Annotated in this window: 25 protein-coding genes; all 25 read left to right on the forward strand. The window is 67.7% G+C overall.

Going from position 1 to position 14799, the window contains the following annotated elements:
- Nucleotides 1-13 precede the first annotated feature (13 nt).
- The 25 genes from fusA (at nt 14) to rplO (ending at nt 14697) form a co-directional block, all read left to right on the forward strand.
- On the forward strand, nt 14-2125 hold the full coding sequence (gene fusA, locus ACY8FT_RS00610) for an elongation factor G (RefSeq protein ID WP_462417023.1): 2112 nt from the start codon (nt 14-16) through the stop codon (nt 2123-2125).
- Between the two features lie 129 nt (nt 2126-2254).
- Nucleotides 2255-3448, forward strand: a complete 1194-nt coding sequence (gene tuf, locus ACY8FT_RS00615) for an elongation factor Tu (RefSeq protein WP_462417024.1) — start codon at nt 2255-2257, stop codon at nt 3446-3448.
- A 108-nt stretch (nt 3449-3556) separates the two neighbouring features.
- Nucleotides 3557-3997 carry a DUF554 family protein gene (locus ACY8FT_RS00620; protein WP_462417025.1) on the forward strand — a complete coding sequence of 147 codons (441 nt, stop codon included), beginning with the start codon at nt 3557-3559 and terminating at the stop codon, nt 3995-3997.
- A 164-nt stretch (nt 3998-4161) separates the two neighbouring features.
- Complete coding sequence (locus tag ACY8FT_RS00625; protein WP_462418370.1) at nt 4162-4752, forward strand: DUF554 family protein; 591 nt, start codon at nt 4162-4164, stop codon at nt 4750-4752.
- Nucleotides 4753-4781: 29 nt separating this feature from the next.
- Nucleotides 4782-5090, forward strand: a complete 309-nt coding sequence (gene rpsJ / locus ACY8FT_RS00630; RefSeq protein ID WP_006946210.1) for a 30S ribosomal protein S10 — start codon at nt 4782-4784, stop codon at nt 5088-5090.
- 8 nt (nt 5091-5098) lie between these two features.
- The gene (gene rplC, locus ACY8FT_RS00635; RefSeq protein ID WP_462417026.1) at nt 5099-5758 is read left to right on the forward strand and encodes a 50S ribosomal protein L3; all 660 of its coding nucleotides are present in this window, start codon (nt 5099-5101) and stop codon (nt 5756-5758) included.
- A 1-nt stretch (nt 5759) separates the two neighbouring features.
- The gene (gene rplD, locus ACY8FT_RS00640; protein WP_462417027.1) at nt 5760-6431 is read left to right on the forward strand and encodes a 50S ribosomal protein L4; all 672 of its coding nucleotides are present in this window, start codon (nt 5760-5762) and stop codon (nt 6429-6431) included.
- Between the two features lie 8 nt (nt 6432-6439).
- Entirely contained in the window at nt 6440-6751 is a 312-nt protein-coding gene (rplW, locus tag ACY8FT_RS00645; RefSeq protein WP_462418371.1) for a 50S ribosomal protein L23, read from the forward strand.
- Nucleotides 6752-6801: 50 nt separating this feature from the next.
- On the forward strand, nt 6802-7638 hold the full coding sequence (gene rplB, locus ACY8FT_RS00650; protein ID WP_462417028.1) for a 50S ribosomal protein L2: 837 nt from the start codon (nt 6802-6804) through the stop codon (nt 7636-7638).
- A gap of 15 nt (nt 7639-7653) precedes the next feature.
- Entirely contained in the window at nt 7654-7932 is a 279-nt protein-coding gene (gene rpsS / locus ACY8FT_RS00655; protein WP_015780015.1) for a 30S ribosomal protein S19, read from the forward strand.
- Nucleotides 7933-7999: 67 nt separating this feature from the next.
- Nucleotides 8000-8377, forward strand: a complete 378-nt coding sequence (gene rplV / locus ACY8FT_RS00660) for a 50S ribosomal protein L22 (RefSeq protein ID WP_462417029.1) — start codon at nt 8000-8002, stop codon at nt 8375-8377.
- Nucleotides 8377-9195, forward strand: a complete 819-nt coding sequence (gene rpsC, locus ACY8FT_RS00665; RefSeq protein WP_462417030.1) for a 30S ribosomal protein S3 — start codon at nt 8377-8379, stop codon at nt 9193-9195. Before rplV ends, rpsC begins: the two co-directional genes overlap by 1 nt.
- Complete coding sequence (gene rplP, locus ACY8FT_RS00670; protein WP_462417031.1) at nt 9195-9614, forward strand: 50S ribosomal protein L16; 420 nt, start codon at nt 9195-9197, stop codon at nt 9612-9614. The genes rpsC and rplP overlap by 1 nt, the downstream gene beginning before the upstream one ends.
- Nucleotides 9614-9850: a 50S ribosomal protein L29 gene (gene rpmC / locus ACY8FT_RS00675; protein WP_462417032.1), complete on the forward strand. Its 237-nt coding sequence runs from the start codon at nt 9614-9616 to the stop codon at nt 9848-9850. Before rplP ends, rpmC begins: the two co-directional genes overlap by 1 nt.
- Complete coding sequence (gene rpsQ, locus ACY8FT_RS00680) at nt 9850-10158, forward strand: 30S ribosomal protein S17 (RefSeq protein WP_462417033.1); 309 nt, start codon at nt 9850-9852, stop codon at nt 10156-10158. Before rpmC ends, rpsQ begins: the two co-directional genes overlap by 1 nt.
- 136 nt (nt 10159-10294) lie before the next feature.
- Nucleotides 10295-10663: a 50S ribosomal protein L14 gene (gene rplN / locus ACY8FT_RS00685; RefSeq protein ID WP_462417034.1), complete on the forward strand. Its 369-nt coding sequence runs from the start codon at nt 10295-10297 to the stop codon at nt 10661-10663.
- Between the two features lie 3 nt (nt 10664-10666).
- Entirely contained in the window at nt 10667-11026 is a 360-nt protein-coding gene (gene rplX, locus ACY8FT_RS00690) for a 50S ribosomal protein L24 (protein WP_462417035.1), read from the forward strand.
- Nucleotides 11023-11613: a 50S ribosomal protein L5 gene (rplE, locus tag ACY8FT_RS00695; RefSeq protein WP_462417036.1), complete on the forward strand. Its 591-nt coding sequence runs from the start codon at nt 11023-11025 to the stop codon at nt 11611-11613. The genes rplX and rplE overlap by 4 nt, the downstream gene beginning before the upstream one ends.
- A gap of 1 nt (nt 11614) precedes the next feature.
- Nucleotides 11615-11800, forward strand: a complete 186-nt coding sequence (locus ACY8FT_RS00700; protein ID WP_015780006.1) for a type Z 30S ribosomal protein S14 — start codon at nt 11615-11617, stop codon at nt 11798-11800.
- A gap of 133 nt (nt 11801-11933) precedes the next feature.
- The gene (gene rpsH / locus ACY8FT_RS00705) at nt 11934-12332 is read left to right on the forward strand and encodes a 30S ribosomal protein S8 (RefSeq protein ID WP_075868565.1); all 399 of its coding nucleotides are present in this window, start codon (nt 11934-11936) and stop codon (nt 12330-12332) included.
- Nucleotides 12333-12358: 26 nt separating this feature from the next.
- Entirely contained in the window at nt 12359-12898 is a 540-nt protein-coding gene (gene rplF, locus ACY8FT_RS00710; protein WP_462417037.1) for a 50S ribosomal protein L6, read from the forward strand.
- Between the two features lie 3 nt (nt 12899-12901).
- Nucleotides 12902-13276, forward strand: coding sequence for a 50S ribosomal protein L18 (gene rplR / locus ACY8FT_RS00715; RefSeq protein ID WP_462417038.1), 375 nt, complete (start codon nt 12902-12904; stop codon nt 13274-13276).
- A gap of 40 nt (nt 13277-13316) precedes the next feature.
- A complete protein-coding gene (gene rpsE, locus ACY8FT_RS00720; RefSeq protein WP_462417039.1) occupies nt 13317-14024 on the forward strand; it encodes a 30S ribosomal protein S5 in 708 nt (235 codons plus the stop codon).
- Nucleotides 14024-14206, forward strand: coding sequence for a 50S ribosomal protein L30 (gene rpmD / locus ACY8FT_RS00725; RefSeq protein WP_462417040.1), 183 nt, complete (start codon nt 14024-14026; stop codon nt 14204-14206). The genes rpsE and rpmD overlap by 1 nt, the downstream gene beginning before the upstream one ends.
- A gap of 2 nt (nt 14207-14208) precedes the next feature.
- Nucleotides 14209-14697 (forward strand): 50S ribosomal protein L15, encoded by a 489-nt coding sequence (rplO, locus tag ACY8FT_RS00730; RefSeq protein WP_462417041.1) that lies wholly within the window; start codon nt 14209-14211, stop codon nt 14695-14697.
- The last annotated feature ends 102 nt before the right edge of the window (nt 14698-14799 follow it).

Raw genomic sequence — 14799 nt, forward strand, 5'->3', positions numbered from 1 at the left:
GAGAAGAGAGACCGTGGCACAGGACGTCCTCACGGACCTCAAGCAGGTCCGCAACATCGGCATCATGGCGCACATCGATGCCGGCAAGACCACGACCACCGAGCGCATCCTGTTCTACACGGGTGTGAACCACAAGATGGGTGAGACCCACGACGGTGCGTCGACGACCGACTGGATGGACCAGGAGAAGGAGCGTGGTATCACCATCACCTCCGCTGCCGTGACCTCCTTCTGGAAGGGCACGCAGATCAACCTGATCGACACCCCGGGACACGTTGACTTCACCGTCGAGGTGGAGCGCAACCTGCGCGTCCTGGACGGCGCCGTCGCCGTGTTCGACGGCAAGGAGGGTGTCGAGCCCCAGTCCGAGACCGTGTGGCGGCAGGCCGACAAGTACGGCGTCCCGCGCATGTGCTTCATCAACAAGATGGACAAGATGGGCGCGGACTTCTACTACTCCGTGCAGACCATCGTGGACCGTCTGGGCGCCAAGCCGCTGGTGATGCAGCTGCCCATCGGCTCCGAGTCCGACTTCATCGGCATGGTCGACCTGGTCACCATGAAGGCGTTCACCTGGTCCAAGGAGACCCCGCTGGGTGAGGCCTACGGGATCGACGAGATCCCGGCCGACCTGCAGGACAAGGCGGAGGAGTACCGGACCCAGCTCATCGAGACCGTGGCCGAGAGCTCCGAGGAGCTCATGGAGAAGTACCTCGGCGGCGAGGAGCTGACCGAGGACGAGATCCGCGCCGGTGTCCGTGCGCTCACCCTGGCCAACGAGGTCAACCCCGTGTTCTGCGGCACCGCCTTCAAGAACAAGGGCGTCCAGCCGCTGCTGGACGCGGTCGTGTCCTACCTCCCATCGCCGGTGGACCTGCCCCCGATCGAGGGCATCCTGCCGAACGACGAGGAGACCACCGTCGAGCGCGCGCCGTCCGCCAAGGAGCCGTTCGCGGCCCTGGCCTTCAAGGTCGCGACGCACCCGTTCTTCGGTCAGCTGACCTACATCCGCGTGTACTCCGGTGAGATGACCTCCGGGTCGGCCCTCCTGAACGCCACCAAGGGCAAGAAGGAGCGTCTGGGCAAGATGTTCCAGATGCACGCCAACAAGGAGAACCCGGTGGAGAAGGTGTCCGCCGGTCACATCTACGCCGTGATCGGTCTGAAGGACACCACCACCGGCGACACGCTGTGCGTGCCCGAGAGCCCGGTCGTGCTGGAGTCGATGACCTTCCCGGCGCCGGTGATCCACGTGGCCATCGAGCCGAAGACCAAGGGTGACCAGGAGAAGCTTTCCACGGCCATCCAGAAGCTCGCCGAGGAGGACCCGACCTTCACGGTGAACCATGACGAGGAGACCGGCCAGACCGTCATCGGCGGCATGGGCGAGCTGCACCTCGACATCCTCGTGGACCGCATGAAGCGCGAGTTCAAGGTCGAGGCCAACGTGGGTGCCCCGCAGGTGGCCTACCGCGAGACGATCCGCCGTCCGGTGGAGAAGTTCGACTACACCCACAAGAAGCAGACTGGTGGTTCGGGTCAGTTCGCCAAGGTGCAGCTGTCCTTCGAGCCGCTGGAGCAGACCGAGGAGGAGGACGGCGAGCTCTACGAGTTCGAGAACGCCGTCACCGGTGGTCGCGTCCCGCGCGAGTACATCCCCTCGGTGGACCAGGGCATCCAGGAGGCCATGCAGCTGGGTGTGCTCGCCGGCTACCCGCTGGTGGGCATCAAGGCCACCCTGCTGGACGGCGCGTACCACGACGTCGACTCCAGCGAGATGGCGTTCAAGATCGCCGGCTCCATGGCCCTCAAGGAGGCCGTCCGCAAGGCCGACCCGGTCCTGCTCGAGCCGATGATGGCCGTCGAGGTGCGTACGCCCGAGGAGTACATGGGTGACGTCATCGGCGACATCAACGCGCGTCGCGGCACGATCCAGTCCATGGACGACGTGTCGGGCTCCAAGCTCGTCCGCGGCCGTGTGCCGCTGTCGGAGATGTTCGGGTACGTCGGTGACCTGCGGTCGAAGACCCAGGGTCGTGCCAACTACTCGATGCAGTTCGACTCCTACGGTGAGGTTCCGAAGAACGTCGCCGAGGAGATCGTGAAGAAGGTTCGTGGCGAGTGACCCTCCCCGGGTACACTCCCTGAGCCTGATTCGCAACAGTTCCCAGTAATCAGCAATACTCACGCACTGATCCCCGCAATCCCGCGGCGACCCCAGCGTGAGAACCACACGTCCAACAGGAGGACCCCAGTGGCGAAGGCAAAGTTCGAGCGGAGCAAGCCGCACGTCAACATCGGCACCATCGGTCACATCGACCACGGCAAGACGACGCTGACGGCTGCCATCTCCAAGGTTCTGCACGACCGTTTCCCGGAGCTGAACGAGGCGTCGCCGTTCGACACCATCGACAAGGCGCCCGAGGAGAAGCAGCGCGGCATCACGATCTCGATCGCGCACATCGAGTACCAGACGGAGGCGCGTCACTACGCCCACGTCGACTGCCCCGGTCACGCGGACTACGTGAAGAACATGATCACCGGTGCCGCCCAGATGGACGGCGCGATCCTCGTGGTCGCCGCGACCGACGGCCCGATGCCGCAGACCAAGGAGCACGTGCTCCTGGCCCGCCAGGTCGGCGTCCCCTACATCGTGGTGGCGCTGAACAAGGCCGACATGGTCGACGACGAGGAGATCATGGAGCTCGTCGAGATGGAGGTCCGCGAGCTGCTCTCCGAGTACGACTTCCCGGGCGACGACGTGCCGGTGGTGAAGATCTCCGCTCTGAAGGCCCTCGAGGGCGACCAGGAGTGGGGCGACAAGATCGTCGAGCTCATGACCGCCGTCGACGAGGCCATCCCGGAGCCGGAGCGCGACATCGACAAGCCGTTCCTCATGCCGGTGGAGGACGTCTTCACCATCACCGGTCGTGGCACCGTGGCCACCGGCCGCATCGAGCGCGGTGTGCTCACCGTCAACGACGATGTGGAGCTCGTGGGTATCCGCGAGGACAAGCAGTCCACCACCGTCACCGGTATCGAGATGTTCCGCAAGCTGCTCGACGAGGGTCGTGCGGGTGAGAACGTCGGTCTGCTGCTCCGCGGCACCAAGCGCGAGGACATCGAGCGCGGCCAGGTCATCTGCAAGCCGGGTTCGATCACCCCGCACAAGAAGTTCGAGGGCTCGGTCTACATCCTGTCCAAGGACGAGGGTGGCCGTCACACCCCGTTCTACGACAACTACCGTCCGCAGTTCTACTTCCGCACCACCGACGTGACCGGTGTGGTGAACCTGCCGGAGGGCACCGAGATGGTGATGCCCGGTGACAACACCGAGATGACCGTCGAGCTGATCCAGCCCGTCGCCATGGAGGAGGGCCTGAAGTTCGCCATCCGTGAGGGTGGTCGTACCGTCGGCGCCGGCCAGGTCACCAAGATCCTGGACTGATCCAGCGCCCTCACGGGCACTGCGCCGACGCGGTCGGCCGCGTCATCGAAGGCCCCCGACCCACCAGGGTCGGGGGCCTTCGTGCTGCGCGGGCCCGCCCTGTGCTCCATGGACGGACTCCCTCCTGGCGCCGGGACCCTCGTGAACGTCATCGCCGTGGTCGTCGGGTCCCTGGTGGGGATGGCGTTCGGCGACCGTCTGCCGCAGCGGGCGCACGACGTCGTCACCGACGCCCCGGGGCTGGTGACCCTCATGATGGCCGGACTCTCCGTGGGGGTGGTGGGCTCGCAGGAACCGGAGCGAGCCGTGGGGGAGGGGGTCCCGGTCCTGGTGGTGCTGGGTGCCCTGGTCTTCGGCGGCGTGGTCGGTTCGCTGGCCCGGGTCGAGGAGCGCATGGAGGGCTTGGCGGGCCGGCTGCAGGCGGTGCTCGGTGGTGGGAGCTCCCCGGGCGCCACGCAGGAGGGCGGGGCCGAGGGTCCGCAGGCGACCGGGGAGCGGTTCGTGCGCGGGTGGACGACGGCCTCGCTCCTGTTCTGCGTCGGCCGCTGACGGTGCTGGGCTCGCTGAACGACGGCCCGGGGCGGGGACCGACCAGCTGGCGCTGAAGTCGGCCCTCGACCTGTTCGCGGCCACGGCGTTCGCCTCCGCGTTCGGGGGTCGGGGTGCTGTGCTCCGCGGTCACGGTGCTGGTGGTCCAGGGGCTGCTCACGCTGGTGGGGGCCGCTGCGGGTGACGTGGTGCCGGTGTACGCGGTTGACGCGGTGACGGCGGCCGGAGGGTTGCTCCTGGTGGGGATCGCCCTCGGGCTGCTCCGCATCCGTTCCGTGCCGGTGGGCGACCTGCTGCCCGCGCTGCTGGTGGCTCCGGTGCTGGCCTGGGGTGTGTCGTCGCTCTTTCGGATCCCTCGGGAGCCCTGCAGCCGCCGGTGGGCGGGCCGTGAGTGGGGTCTCCCGGTCGTGATTTGGCGCCGCGTCCGGGCTGTGCCACAATTGGGCAGTTGCTTGTTGGGCGATGACGCTGCGAGTCCCCAGCGTGTGAGCGCTTCCAGGCCGGTCGAACCGGAACCGGAGCATTCACCGACGCGGACGCAGCGCATCGCCTTTCTGGACGAGGCAGGTCCGACCGTGGAGTCGTGCTCCACCCCGCTGTGCGGGACGGTCGCTGCCCGGCCGGAGCACGAACCCGGTCAAGCGGGGGAGCGGTACTCCGACCCCCCTCCCGGAACGATCCACGTCGTGGACGTGCGTCCCACAAGGACGACACACCCGAGTGCGTGGGTCGGGGATGGCCGCCAAGACCATTAGCGGTACGACGAGAGAGAGTCAACGAACCGATGGCGGGACAGAAGATCCGCATCCGGCTGAAGTCGTATGACCACGAGGTCATCGACTCCTCGGCGCGGAAGATCGTGGACACCGTGACCCGTGCGGGCGCGACCGTTGTGGGCCCTGTGCCCCTCCCGACGGAGAAGAACGTCTTCTGCGTTATCCGGTCCCCGCACAAGTACAAGGACAGCCGAGAGCACTTCGAGATGCGGACGCACAAGCGTCTGATCGACATCGTGGACCCGACCCCCAAGGCCGTGGACTCCCTGATGCGCCTCGACCTCCCGGCTGACGTGAACATCGAGATCAAGCTGTGAGCGCCACGATGACTGAGAACACCATGCAGCGCACGGTCGCCGGCGTTCTGGGCACGAAGCTCGGCATGACCCAGGTGTGGGACGACGAGAACCGTCTCGTGCCCGTCACCGTCGTGCAGGTCGCCCCGAACGTGGTGACGCAGATTCGCACCCAGGACAACGACGGCTACGGGGCCGTGCAGATCGCCACCGGCGACATCGACCCCCGCAAGGTCAGCAAGCCCCTGCGCGGTCACTTCGAGAGGGCCGGGGTCACCCCGCGCCGTCACGTGACCGAGCTGCGGACCGCTGACTCCGACTCCTACGAGCTGGGCCAGGAGCTCACCGTCGAGACCTTCGAGACCGGCGCCGTCGTCGACGTCACGGGCACCACGAAGGGCAAGGGCTTCGCTGGCGTCATGAAGCGTCACAACTTCGCCGGTGTGAGCGCCTCCCACGGCGCGCACCGCAACCACCGCAAGCCCGGTTCGATCGGTGGCTGCGCCACCCCCGGTCGCGTCTTCCGCGGCACCCGCATGGCGGGTCGCATGGGCGGCGAGCGTCAGACCACCCAGAACCTCACCATCCACGCCGTGGACGCCGACAAGGGCCTCCTGCTGATCAAGGGCGCCCTCCCCGGTGCCCGTGGCGGCCTGGTCCTCGTCCGCTCCGCCGCGAAGGGAGCCTGACATGCCGAAGATCGACATCATCAGCCCCGCCGGCAAGGCCGACGGTTCCGTCGAGCTGCCCGCCGAGATCTTCGACGTCGAGGCGAACGTGCCGCTGATCCACCAGGTCGTCGTGGCCCAGCTCGCCGCGGCCCGCCAGGGCACCCACGCCACCAAGACCCGCTCCGACGTGCGCGGTGGTGGCCGCAAGCCCTACCGCCAGAAGGGCACCGGTCGCGCCCGTCAGGGTTCGACCCGTGCGCCGCAGTTCGCCGGTGGTGGCACCGTCCACGGCCCGCAGCCGCGTGACTACGCGCAGCGGACCCCCAAGAAGATGAAGGCTGCCGCCCTGCGCGGTGCGCTCTCGGACCGTGCCCGTCACGGCCGCATCCACGTGCTGAGCGCCGTGCTCGAGGGCGACAAGCCCTCCAGCAAGTCGGTCGCCACGCTGCTGCGTGGTCTCACCGACCGTCGCAACCTGCTGGTCGTGCTGGAGCGCGGTGACGAGCTGTCGCTGCTGAGCCTGCGCAACCTGCAGAACGTGCACGTGCTCTTCGCCGACCAGCTGAACACCTACGACGTCATGTGCGCCGACGACGTGTTCTTCACCTCTGGTGCGCTGGACGCCTTCATCGCCGGTGGTCGGAAGGCCACCGCCGACACGAACGCTTCGACGCAGGAGGTCGCCCAGTGAGCACCCCGATGAACCAGTCGAGCACCCAGGTCGCCAAGGACCCGCGCGACGTGATCGTCGCGCCGGTCGTCTCCGAGAAGTCCTATGCCCTGCTGGACGAGGGCAAGTACACCTTCCTGGTCGACCCGCGTGCCAACAAGACCGAGATCAAGCTCGCCGTCGAGAAGGTCTTCGACGTCAAGGTCGACTCGGTCCACACGATGAACCGCCAGGGCAAGGCCCGTCGTACTCGCTTCGGCATGGGCCGTCGCAAGGACACCAAGCGCGCCATCGTCACGCTCAAGGAAGGCTCGATCGACATCTTCGGCGCCGGCGCCTGAGCCCGCTGAGAAGTCGACACGAGACACGAGTACGGAGCTAGGACCCCAACATGGCAATCCGCAAGCACAAGCCCACGACCCCGGGCCGCCGCGGCTCGAGCGCCGCGGACTTCGTCGAGGTCACCCGCACCACGCCTGAGAAGTCGCTGGTGCGCCCGCTGACCAAGTCCGGTGGCCGCAACGCCTCTGGTCGCATCACCACCCGTCACATCGGTGGTGGTCACAAGCGCGCCTACCGCCTGATCGACTTCCGTCGGGCGGACAAGGACGGCGTGCCGGCGAAGGTCGCCCACATCGAGTACGACCCCAACCGCACCGCGCGCATCGCGCTGCTGCACTACGCCGACGGCGAGAAGCGCTACATCATCGCGCCGAAGAACCTGGCGCAGGGTGCGTCCGTCGAGTCCGGCCCGTCGGCCGACATCAAGCCGGGCAACAACCTGCCGCTGCGCAACATCCCCGTCGGTACCGTGATCCACGCGATCGAGCTCCGCCCCGGCGGCGGCGCCAAGATCGCGCGCTCGGCCGGCGCCCGCGTGCAGCTCGTCGCCAAGGACGGCCCCTACGCGCAGCTGCGCATGCCGTCCGGCGAGATCCGCAACGTCGACGCCCGCTGCCGCGCCACCATCGGCGAGGTCGGCAACGCCGAGCAGTCCAACATCAACTGGGGCAAGGCCGGCCGCATGCGCTGGAAGGGCAAGCGCCCGACCGTGCGTGGTGTGGTCATGAACCCGGTGGACCACCCGCACGGTGGTGGTGAGGGACGCACCTCCGGTGGTCGTCACCCCGTCAGCCCCTGGGGCAAGCCCGAGGGCCGCACCCGCAAGCCGGGCAAGAGCAGCGACAAGATGATCGTCCGCCGTCGCCGCACCGGCAAGAAGCGCTGATAAGGAGCACCTGAGATGCCTCGTAGTCTCAAGAAGGGCCCCTTCGTCGACGACCACCTTGCCAAGAAGGTGGACGCCCAGAACGAAGCCGGCACCAAGAACGTGATCAAGACGTGGTCCCGCCGATCGATGATCACCCCGGACATGCTCGGTCACACCCTGGCCGTGCACGACGGTCGCAAGCACGTCCCGGTCTTCGTGACCGAGTCGATGGTCGGTCACAAGCTCGGCGAGTTCGCCCCGACGAAGACCTTCCGCGGTCACGTCAAGGACGACCGCAAGGGCCGTCGCTGACCGCAGCACCGTGATCGCTCCCGCGGTCACAACCACTCACCACCAGAACGATTGAAGAGGGACTGACATGGAAGCCAAGGCGCAGGCGCGGTACGTCCGCGTGACGCCCATGAAGGCTCGCCGCGTCGTGGACCTGATCCGTGGCAAGCAGGCCTCTGAGGCCCTGGCCGTGCTGCAGTTCGCCCCGCAGGGTGCGAGCGAGCCGGTGATGAAGGTGCTGCAGAGCGCTATCGCCAACGCCCGGTTCATGGCCGACCGCGACGCGACCAAGTTCGACGAGGGCTCGCTGTACATCAGCGAGGCGTACGTCGACGAGGGTCCGAGCATGAAGCGGTTCCGCCCCCGTGCTCAGGGGCGGGCCAGCAAGATCCTGAAGCGCACGAGCCACATCACCGTGCTCGTTTCGCAGAAGACCGATGAGAACGCCAAGGGAGGGGCCCGCTGATGGGTCAGAAGATCAACCCGCACGGCTTCCGTCTGGGCATCACCACCGACCACAAGAGCCGCTGGTTCGCCGACTCCTCCGCCGAGGGTCAGCGCTACGCCGACTTCGTCGGCGAGGACGTCGCGATCCGCAAGCTCCTGTCCACGGGCATGGAGCGCGCCGGCATCGCCAAGGTGGAGATCGAGCGCACCCGTGACCGCGTGCGCGTCGACATCCACACCGCGCGTCCGGGCATCGTCATCGGTCGCCGTGGCGCCGAGGCGGACCGCCTGCGCGGCCAGCTGGAGAAGCTGACCGGCAAGCAGGTGCAGCTCAACATCCTCGAGGTGAAGAACCCCGAGGCCGTCGCCCAGCTCGTGGCCCAGGGCATCGCGGAGCAGCTGTCCGCCCGTGTGTCCAGCCGTCGTGCCATGAAGAAGGGCATCCAGTCCGCGCAGCGCGCCGGTGCCAAGGGCATCCGCGTGCAGGTCTCCGGCCGCCTGGGTGGCGCCGAGATGAGCCGCACGGAGTTCTACCGCGAGGGCCGCGTGCCGCTGCACACCCTCCGCGCGAACATCGACTACGGCTTCTACGAGGCCCGCACCACGTTCGGCCGCATCGGCGTCAAGGTCTGGATCTACCAGGGCGACATGACCGACAAGGAGCTCGCCCGCGAGCAGGCGAACGCCCCGCAGCAGCGTCGTGGCCGCGGTGACCGCCCCGGTCGTGGCCGTGGTGGCGAGGGCCGTGGCCGCGGTCGTGGCCCGCGTCGTGACGCCCCGGAGTCCGCGTCGGCCGGTGCCGGCGAGGCCAAGCCCGCCGAGGGAGGCGAGAACTGATGCTGATCCCGCGTCGTGTGAAGCACCGCAAGCAGCACCACCCCAAGCGCGGTGGTGCCTCGAAGGGCGGCACGCAGCTGGCCTTCGGTGACTACGGCATCCAGGCCCTGGGCCCCGCCTACGTCACCAACCGTCAGATCGAGTCCGCTCGTATCGCGATGACCCGCTACATCAAGCGAGGCGGAAAGGTGTGGATCAACATCTACCCCGACCGTCCGCTGACCAAGAAGCCCGCCGAGGTCCGCATGGGTTCCGGTAAGGGCTCGCCGGAGTGGTGGGTCGCCAACGTGAAGCCGGGCCGCATCATGTTCGAGCTCTCCGGCGTGTCCGACGACGTCGCCCGCGAGGCGCTCCGACTGGCCATGCACAAGCTTCCGATGAAGTGCCGCATCGTGGCACGTGAGGGTGGTGACGCCTGATGGCGCTCGGCTCCGACGACAAGACGATGAACGACCTGCGCGGCCTGGACGACCAGGGCCTGCGTGACGCCCTGGCGGAGGCCAAGCAGGAGCTGTTCAACCTGCGTTTCCAGTCCGCCACGGGCCAGTTGTCCAACAGCAGCCGCCTGCGTGCGGTCCGCAAGGACATCGCCCGTATCTACACCGAGATGCGCGAGCGCGAGCTGAACATCGGCCGCGCCGCCCAGGAGGCCTGATGTCCGAGCAGACCACCCCCGAGGTGTCCGAGTCCGGCAAGCTGCTTGCTCCCGGTGGCCGTCAGTTCCGCAAGGAGCGTCGCGGCTACGTCGTGAGCGACAAGATGGAGAAGACCATCACCGTCGCCCTCGAGGAGCACGTGAAGCACGCCTTGTACGGCAAGGTCATCCGCACGACCAAGAAGGTCAAGGTGCACGACGAGGAGAACACCGCCGGTGTCGGCGACCTCGTCCGCATCGCCGAGACCCGCCCCATGTCCGCGACCAAGCGCTGGCGCCTGGTCGAGGTCGTGGAGAAGGCCAAGTAAGACCCATCGATGGTGGGGGCCGGCACGCCCGGGCCCACCGGCCACGGCGAGCGGCCCCCACCTTCAGTCCATCCGGTTCGGCAAGGCTCACCCCCGTACGGCGGGGTGAGAACCTGCTCGACGACAGGAGATTGCAGTGATCCAGCAGGAGTCGCGACTGCGCGTCGCCGACAACACCGGTGCGAAGGAGCTCCTTTGCATCCGTGTTCTCGGTGGTTCGGGCCGTCGCTACGCCGGCATCGGCGACACGATCGTCGCGTCGGTCAAGGACGCCATTCCCGGCGGCAACGTGAAGAAGGGTGATGTCGTGAAGGCGGTCATCGTCCGCACCTCGAAGGAGCGTCGTCGTCCGGACGGCAGCTACATCAGCTTCGACGAGAACGCTGCCGTCATCCTCAAGGCCGACGGGGAGCCCCGCGGCACCCGCATCTTCGGCCCGGTCGGACGCGAGCTGCGTGACAACGCGTTCATGCGCATCGTGTCCCTGGCCCCGGAGGTGATCTGAGCCATGGCGAAGATGAAGATCAAGAAGAACGACCTGGTGCAGGTGGTGACCGGCCGCAAGCAGGAGAACGGCGGTGACCGCGGCAAGACCGGTCGTGTGATCGAGGTCTACCCCGAGCGCAACCGCGTGCTCGTGGAGGGCATCAACCGCATCACCAAGCACACCAAGGCCGGTGTCGGTGGCGGAGCCGGCGGCATCCAGACCGTCGAGGCCCCCATCCACGTGTCCAACGTGGCGCTGGTGGACCCGGAGACCAACACCCCGACCCGCGTTCGCACGCGCGTCGAGAACGTCGAGCGCAACGGCCGCACCAAGGCCACCCGGACCCGCGTGGCCGTGCGCTCGGGCAAGGACCTGGCATGAGTGAGACCACCGAGATGACCGAGCAGACCGCCGCCGAGCGCCCGGTGCCCCGTCTCAAGGAGCAGTACCGCTCCGAGATCCGCGAGGCCCTGCAGAGCGAGTTCGGTTACGCCAACGTGATGCAGATTCCCGGCGTCACCAAGGTCGTCGTCAACATGGGTGTGGGCGAGGCCGCCCGCGACTCCAAGCTGATCGACGGCGCGATCCGGGACCTGACCACCATCACCGGTCAGAAGCCCCGCGTGAACCGGGCGAAGAAGTCGATCGCCCAGTTCAAGCTGCGCGAGGGCATGCCGATCGGCGCGAACGTCACTCTGCGTGGCGACCGCATGTGGGAGTTCCTGGACCGCCTGGTGTCGGTGGCCCTGCCCCGCATCCGCGACTTCCGCGGTCTGTCGCCGAAGCAGTTCGACGGCAAGGGCAACTACACCTTCGGTCTCAACGAGCAGTCCATGTTCCACGAGATCGACCAGGACAAGATCGACCGCGTCCGCGGTATGGACATCACGGTCGTGACCACCGCCGAGACCGACGACGAGGGCCGTGCGCTGCTGCGCGCTCTGGGCTTCCCGTTCAAGGAGAACTGACGTGGCGAAGACCGCTCTGAAGAACAAGGCCGCGAAGAAGCAGAAGTTCGCCGTGCGCGCCTACACGCGGTGCCAGCGGTGCGGCCGTCCGCACTCCGTGTACCGCAAGTTCGGCCTGTGCCGCATCTGCCTGCGCGAGATGGCCCACGCGGGTCAGCTCCCGGGCGTCACCAAGTCCTCTTGGTGACCCACGTTCTACATCCACTCCACTCCATCACAGGTCCCCGGGTGCGCTGCGGCGCGACGGACGCGGTGAGCCGCTCCGCCGGATCCCCGCGATCCACCCGGCGAAACCAGGATGAGGAAGGGCGCGACTGCCCATGACCATGACTGATCCGATCGCGGACATGCTCACCCGCGTGCGCAACGCCAACTCGGCGCAGCACGACGAGGTGCGCATGCCGTTCTCGAAGCTGAAGGCCCACATCGCCGACATCCTCAAGGCCGAGGGTTACATCGGTGAGTGGACCGAGGAGGAGGCCGAGGTCGGCAAGACCCTCGTGATCTCCCTGAAGTACGGCCCGAACCGTGAGCGTTCCATCGCAGGTGTCCGCCGGGTATCCAAGCCCGGTCTGCGTGTGTACGCCAAGTCGACGAACCTGCCGCGGGTCCTGGGTGGCCTGGGCATCGCGATCCTGTCGACCTCCTCGGGTCTTCTGACCGACAAGCAGGCTGCAGCCAAGGGCGTGGGCGGGGAAGTCCTCGCCTACGTCTGGTGAGCCCAGGACGAGGAAGGAACTAGAGAATGTCTCGTATTGGACGTCTTCCCGTCACTGTGCCCAGTGGTGTCGACGTGACCATCGACGGCCAGGACGTGAAGGTGAAGGGCCCCAAGGGGGAGCTCACCACCACGATCCCGAGCCCGATCACCGTGGCGAAGAACGACGTGGGGGCCGTCGAGGTCTCCCGTCCGGACGACGAGCGCGAGTCCCGTGCGATGCACGGGCTGAGCCGCAGCCTCGTCAACAACATGGTGGTCGGTGTGACCGAGGGCTACTCGAAGACCCTCGAGATCAACGGCACCGGTTACCGCGTGGTCGCCAAGGGCTCGGACTTGGAGTTCGCGCTCGGCTACTCGCACCCGATCCTGGTGAAGGCCCCCGAGGGCATCACCTTCGCCGTCGAGAGCCCGACCAAGTTCTCGATCAGCGGCATCGACAAGCAGCTCGTGGGTGAGGTCGCGGCCAACATCCGCAAGCTGCGCAAGCCCGACCCGTACAAGGCCAAGGGCGTGCGCTACGAAGGCGAGCAGATCCGCCGCAAGGTCGGAAAGGCTGGTAAGTAAGCCATGGCAATGATCGTGAAGCGTGCCAAGGGCAGCGTCGCCGCGCGCGACCGCCGCCACGCCCGCCTGCGCAAGAAGGTGTCCGGCACCGCGGAGCGTCCGCGTCTGGCCGTGCACCGCTCGAGCCGCCACATGTTCGTCCAGGTGATCGACGACGTCGAGGGCCGCACCCTCGCGTCGGCCTCCACCATGGAGACCGAGCTGCGCGGTGCCGAGATGGACAAGTCCGCCAAGGCCCGCAAGGTCGGCGAGCTCGTCGCCGAGCGCGCCAAGGCCGCCGGCATCGAGGCCGTCGTGTTCGACCGCGGTGGCAACCGCTACGCCGGTCGTATCGCCGCCGTTGCCGATGGTGCTCGTGAGGGTGGTCTGGCGCTGTGATGACTGACATGACCCGAGCAACTCAGGGAAAGGACCTCTGATGGCTGAGACTCAGCAGGGAGGCGAGCTCACCGGCGCAGAGGCTCAGAAGACCAGCGCTGGTGACCGCACCAACGAGCGGTCCGCCAACGACCGCAACAACCGTGGCAACGACCGCGGTGGCCGTGGCCAGGGCCGCGGTGGACGCGACGGCGGCCGCGGTGGCCGTGGCGGGCGCGACGAGGGCAACCAGTACCTCGAGCGCGTCGTCACCATCAACCGCGTGGCCAAGGTCGTGAAGGGTGGTCGTCGCTTCAGCTTCACCGCCCTGGTCGTGGTGGGCGACGGCGACGGCAACGTCGGCGTCGGCTACGGCAAGGCCAAGGAGGTGCCGCTGGCGATCTCCAAGGGCGTCGAGGAGGCGAAGAAGAACTTCTTCCGCGTCCCGCGCATCGGTGGCACCATCCCGCACCCGACCCAGGGTGAGGACGCCGCCGGCATCGTCATGCTGCGCCCGGCCGCGCCCGGTACCGGTGTGATCGCCGGTGGTCCGGTCCGCGCCGTGCTCGAGTGCGCCGGCATCCACGACGTGCTGACCAAGTCGCTGGGTTCGGACAACCAGATCAACATCGTGCACGCCACGGTGCAGGCCCTGAAGCAGCTCGAGCAGCCGGAGGCCGTGGCCGCGCGCCGTGGTCTGCCGCTCGAGGACGTGGCGCCCGCCGCCATGCTGCGCGCCCGCGCCGCGGCTGCCGGAGAGGGGGCCTGATGGCCACGCTCAAGGTGACCCAGGTCCGTTCCGCCATCGGCATCAAGCCGCAGCACCGTGAGACGCTGCGCAGCCTGGGGCTGAAGCGGATCGGCCACGTGGTCGAGAAGCAGGACCGCCCGGAGATCCGGGGCATGGTCAAGAGCGTCACCCACCTGGTGACCGTGGAGGAGGTGAACTGACGATGGCCGACAAGAAGAACGCTGAGGTGGAGACCACCGAGGCGGCGGAGTCGCCGCTGAAGGTCCACGACCTCCGTCCGGCCCCCGGTGCCAAGAAGTCCCGGACCCGTGTGGGTCGTGGTGAGGCGTCCAAGGGCAAGACCGCCGGTCGCGGTACCAAGGGAACGAAGGCTCGTTACCAGGTGCCCGAGCGGTTCGAGGGTGGCCAGACGCCGCTGCACATGCGGCTGCCGAAGCTGCGCGGCTTCAAGAACCCGTTCAAGGTGACTTACCAGGTCGTGAACGTGGACCAGATCGCCACGCACTTCCCGCAGGGCGGCGAGGTCAGCGTCGAGAAGCTGGTCGAGGCCGGCCTCGTGCGCAAGGGCCAGCCGGTCAAGGTGCTGGGCTCCGGCGAGATCTCCGTCGCGGTCGACGTGACCGCCGACAGGTTCTCGGCCTCCGCCGAGCAGAAGATCTCGGCCGCGGGCGGTTCCACCACCACCCGCTGAGGTCCTCGGACCCGATCGAAGGGCCCCGCACCGTCGCTGACGGTGCGGGGCCCTTCGGGTGTTACGGTTTCCCGGCGCCATGTGCGCCCAGGGGCCGTCGAC

The sequence above is a fragment of the Kytococcus sp. Marseille-QA3725 genome (genome assembly GCF_054950055.1).

Coding starts and splice junctions, on each gene's coding strand:
- ACY8FT_RS00620 (WP_462417025.1), top strand. CDS start 3,557: ATGGACGGACTCCCTCCTGGCGCCGGGACCCTCGTGAACGTCATCGCC.
- rpsJ (WP_006946210.1), top strand. CDS start 4,782: ATGGCGGGACAGAAGATCCGCATCCGGCTGAAGTCGTATGACCACGAG.
- rplC (WP_462417026.1), top strand. CDS start 5,099: ATGACTGAGAACACCATGCAGCGCACGGTCGCCGGCGTTCTGGGCACG.
- rplD (WP_462417027.1), top strand. CDS start 5,760: ATGCCGAAGATCGACATCATCAGCCCCGCCGGCAAGGCCGACGGTTCC.
- rplW (WP_462418371.1), top strand. CDS start 6,440: ATGAACCAGTCGAGCACCCAGGTCGCCAAGGACCCGCGCGACGTGATC.
- rplB (WP_462417028.1), top strand. CDS start 6,802: ATGGCAATCCGCAAGCACAAGCCCACGACCCCGGGCCGCCGCGGCTCG.
- rpsS (WP_015780015.1), top strand. CDS start 7,654: ATGCCTCGTAGTCTCAAGAAGGGCCCCTTCGTCGACGACCACCTTGCC.
- rplV (WP_462417029.1), top strand. CDS start 8,000: ATGGAAGCCAAGGCGCAGGCGCGGTACGTCCGCGTGACGCCCATGAAG.
- rpsC (WP_462417030.1), top strand. CDS start 8,377: ATGGGTCAGAAGATCAACCCGCACGGCTTCCGTCTGGGCATCACCACC.
- rplP (WP_462417031.1), top strand. CDS start 9,195: ATGCTGATCCCGCGTCGTGTGAAGCACCGCAAGCAGCACCACCCCAAG.
- rpmC (WP_462417032.1), top strand. CDS start 9,614: ATGGCGCTCGGCTCCGACGACAAGACGATGAACGACCTGCGCGGCCTG.
- rpsQ (WP_462417033.1), top strand. CDS start 9,850: ATGTCCGAGCAGACCACCCCCGAGGTGTCCGAGTCCGGCAAGCTGCTT.
- rplX (WP_462417035.1), top strand. CDS start 10,667: ATGGCGAAGATGAAGATCAAGAAGAACGACCTGGTGCAGGTGGTGACC.
- rplE (WP_462417036.1), top strand. CDS start 11,023: ATGAGTGAGACCACCGAGATGACCGAGCAGACCGCCGCCGAGCGCCCG.
- rpsH (WP_075868565.1), top strand. CDS start 11,934: ATGACCATGACTGATCCGATCGCGGACATGCTCACCCGCGTGCGCAAC.
- rplF (WP_462417037.1), top strand. CDS start 12,359: ATGTCTCGTATTGGACGTCTTCCCGTCACTGTGCCCAGTGGTGTCGAC.
- rplR (WP_462417038.1), top strand. CDS start 12,902: ATGGCAATGATCGTGAAGCGTGCCAAGGGCAGCGTCGCCGCGCGCGAC.
- rpsE (WP_462417039.1), top strand. CDS start 13,317: ATGGCTGAGACTCAGCAGGGAGGCGAGCTCACCGGCGCAGAGGCTCAG.
- rpmD (WP_462417040.1), top strand. CDS start 14,024: ATGGCCACGCTCAAGGTGACCCAGGTCCGTTCCGCCATCGGCATCAAG.
- rplO (WP_462417041.1), top strand. CDS start 14,209: ATGGCCGACAAGAAGAACGCTGAGGTGGAGACCACCGAGGCGGCGGAG.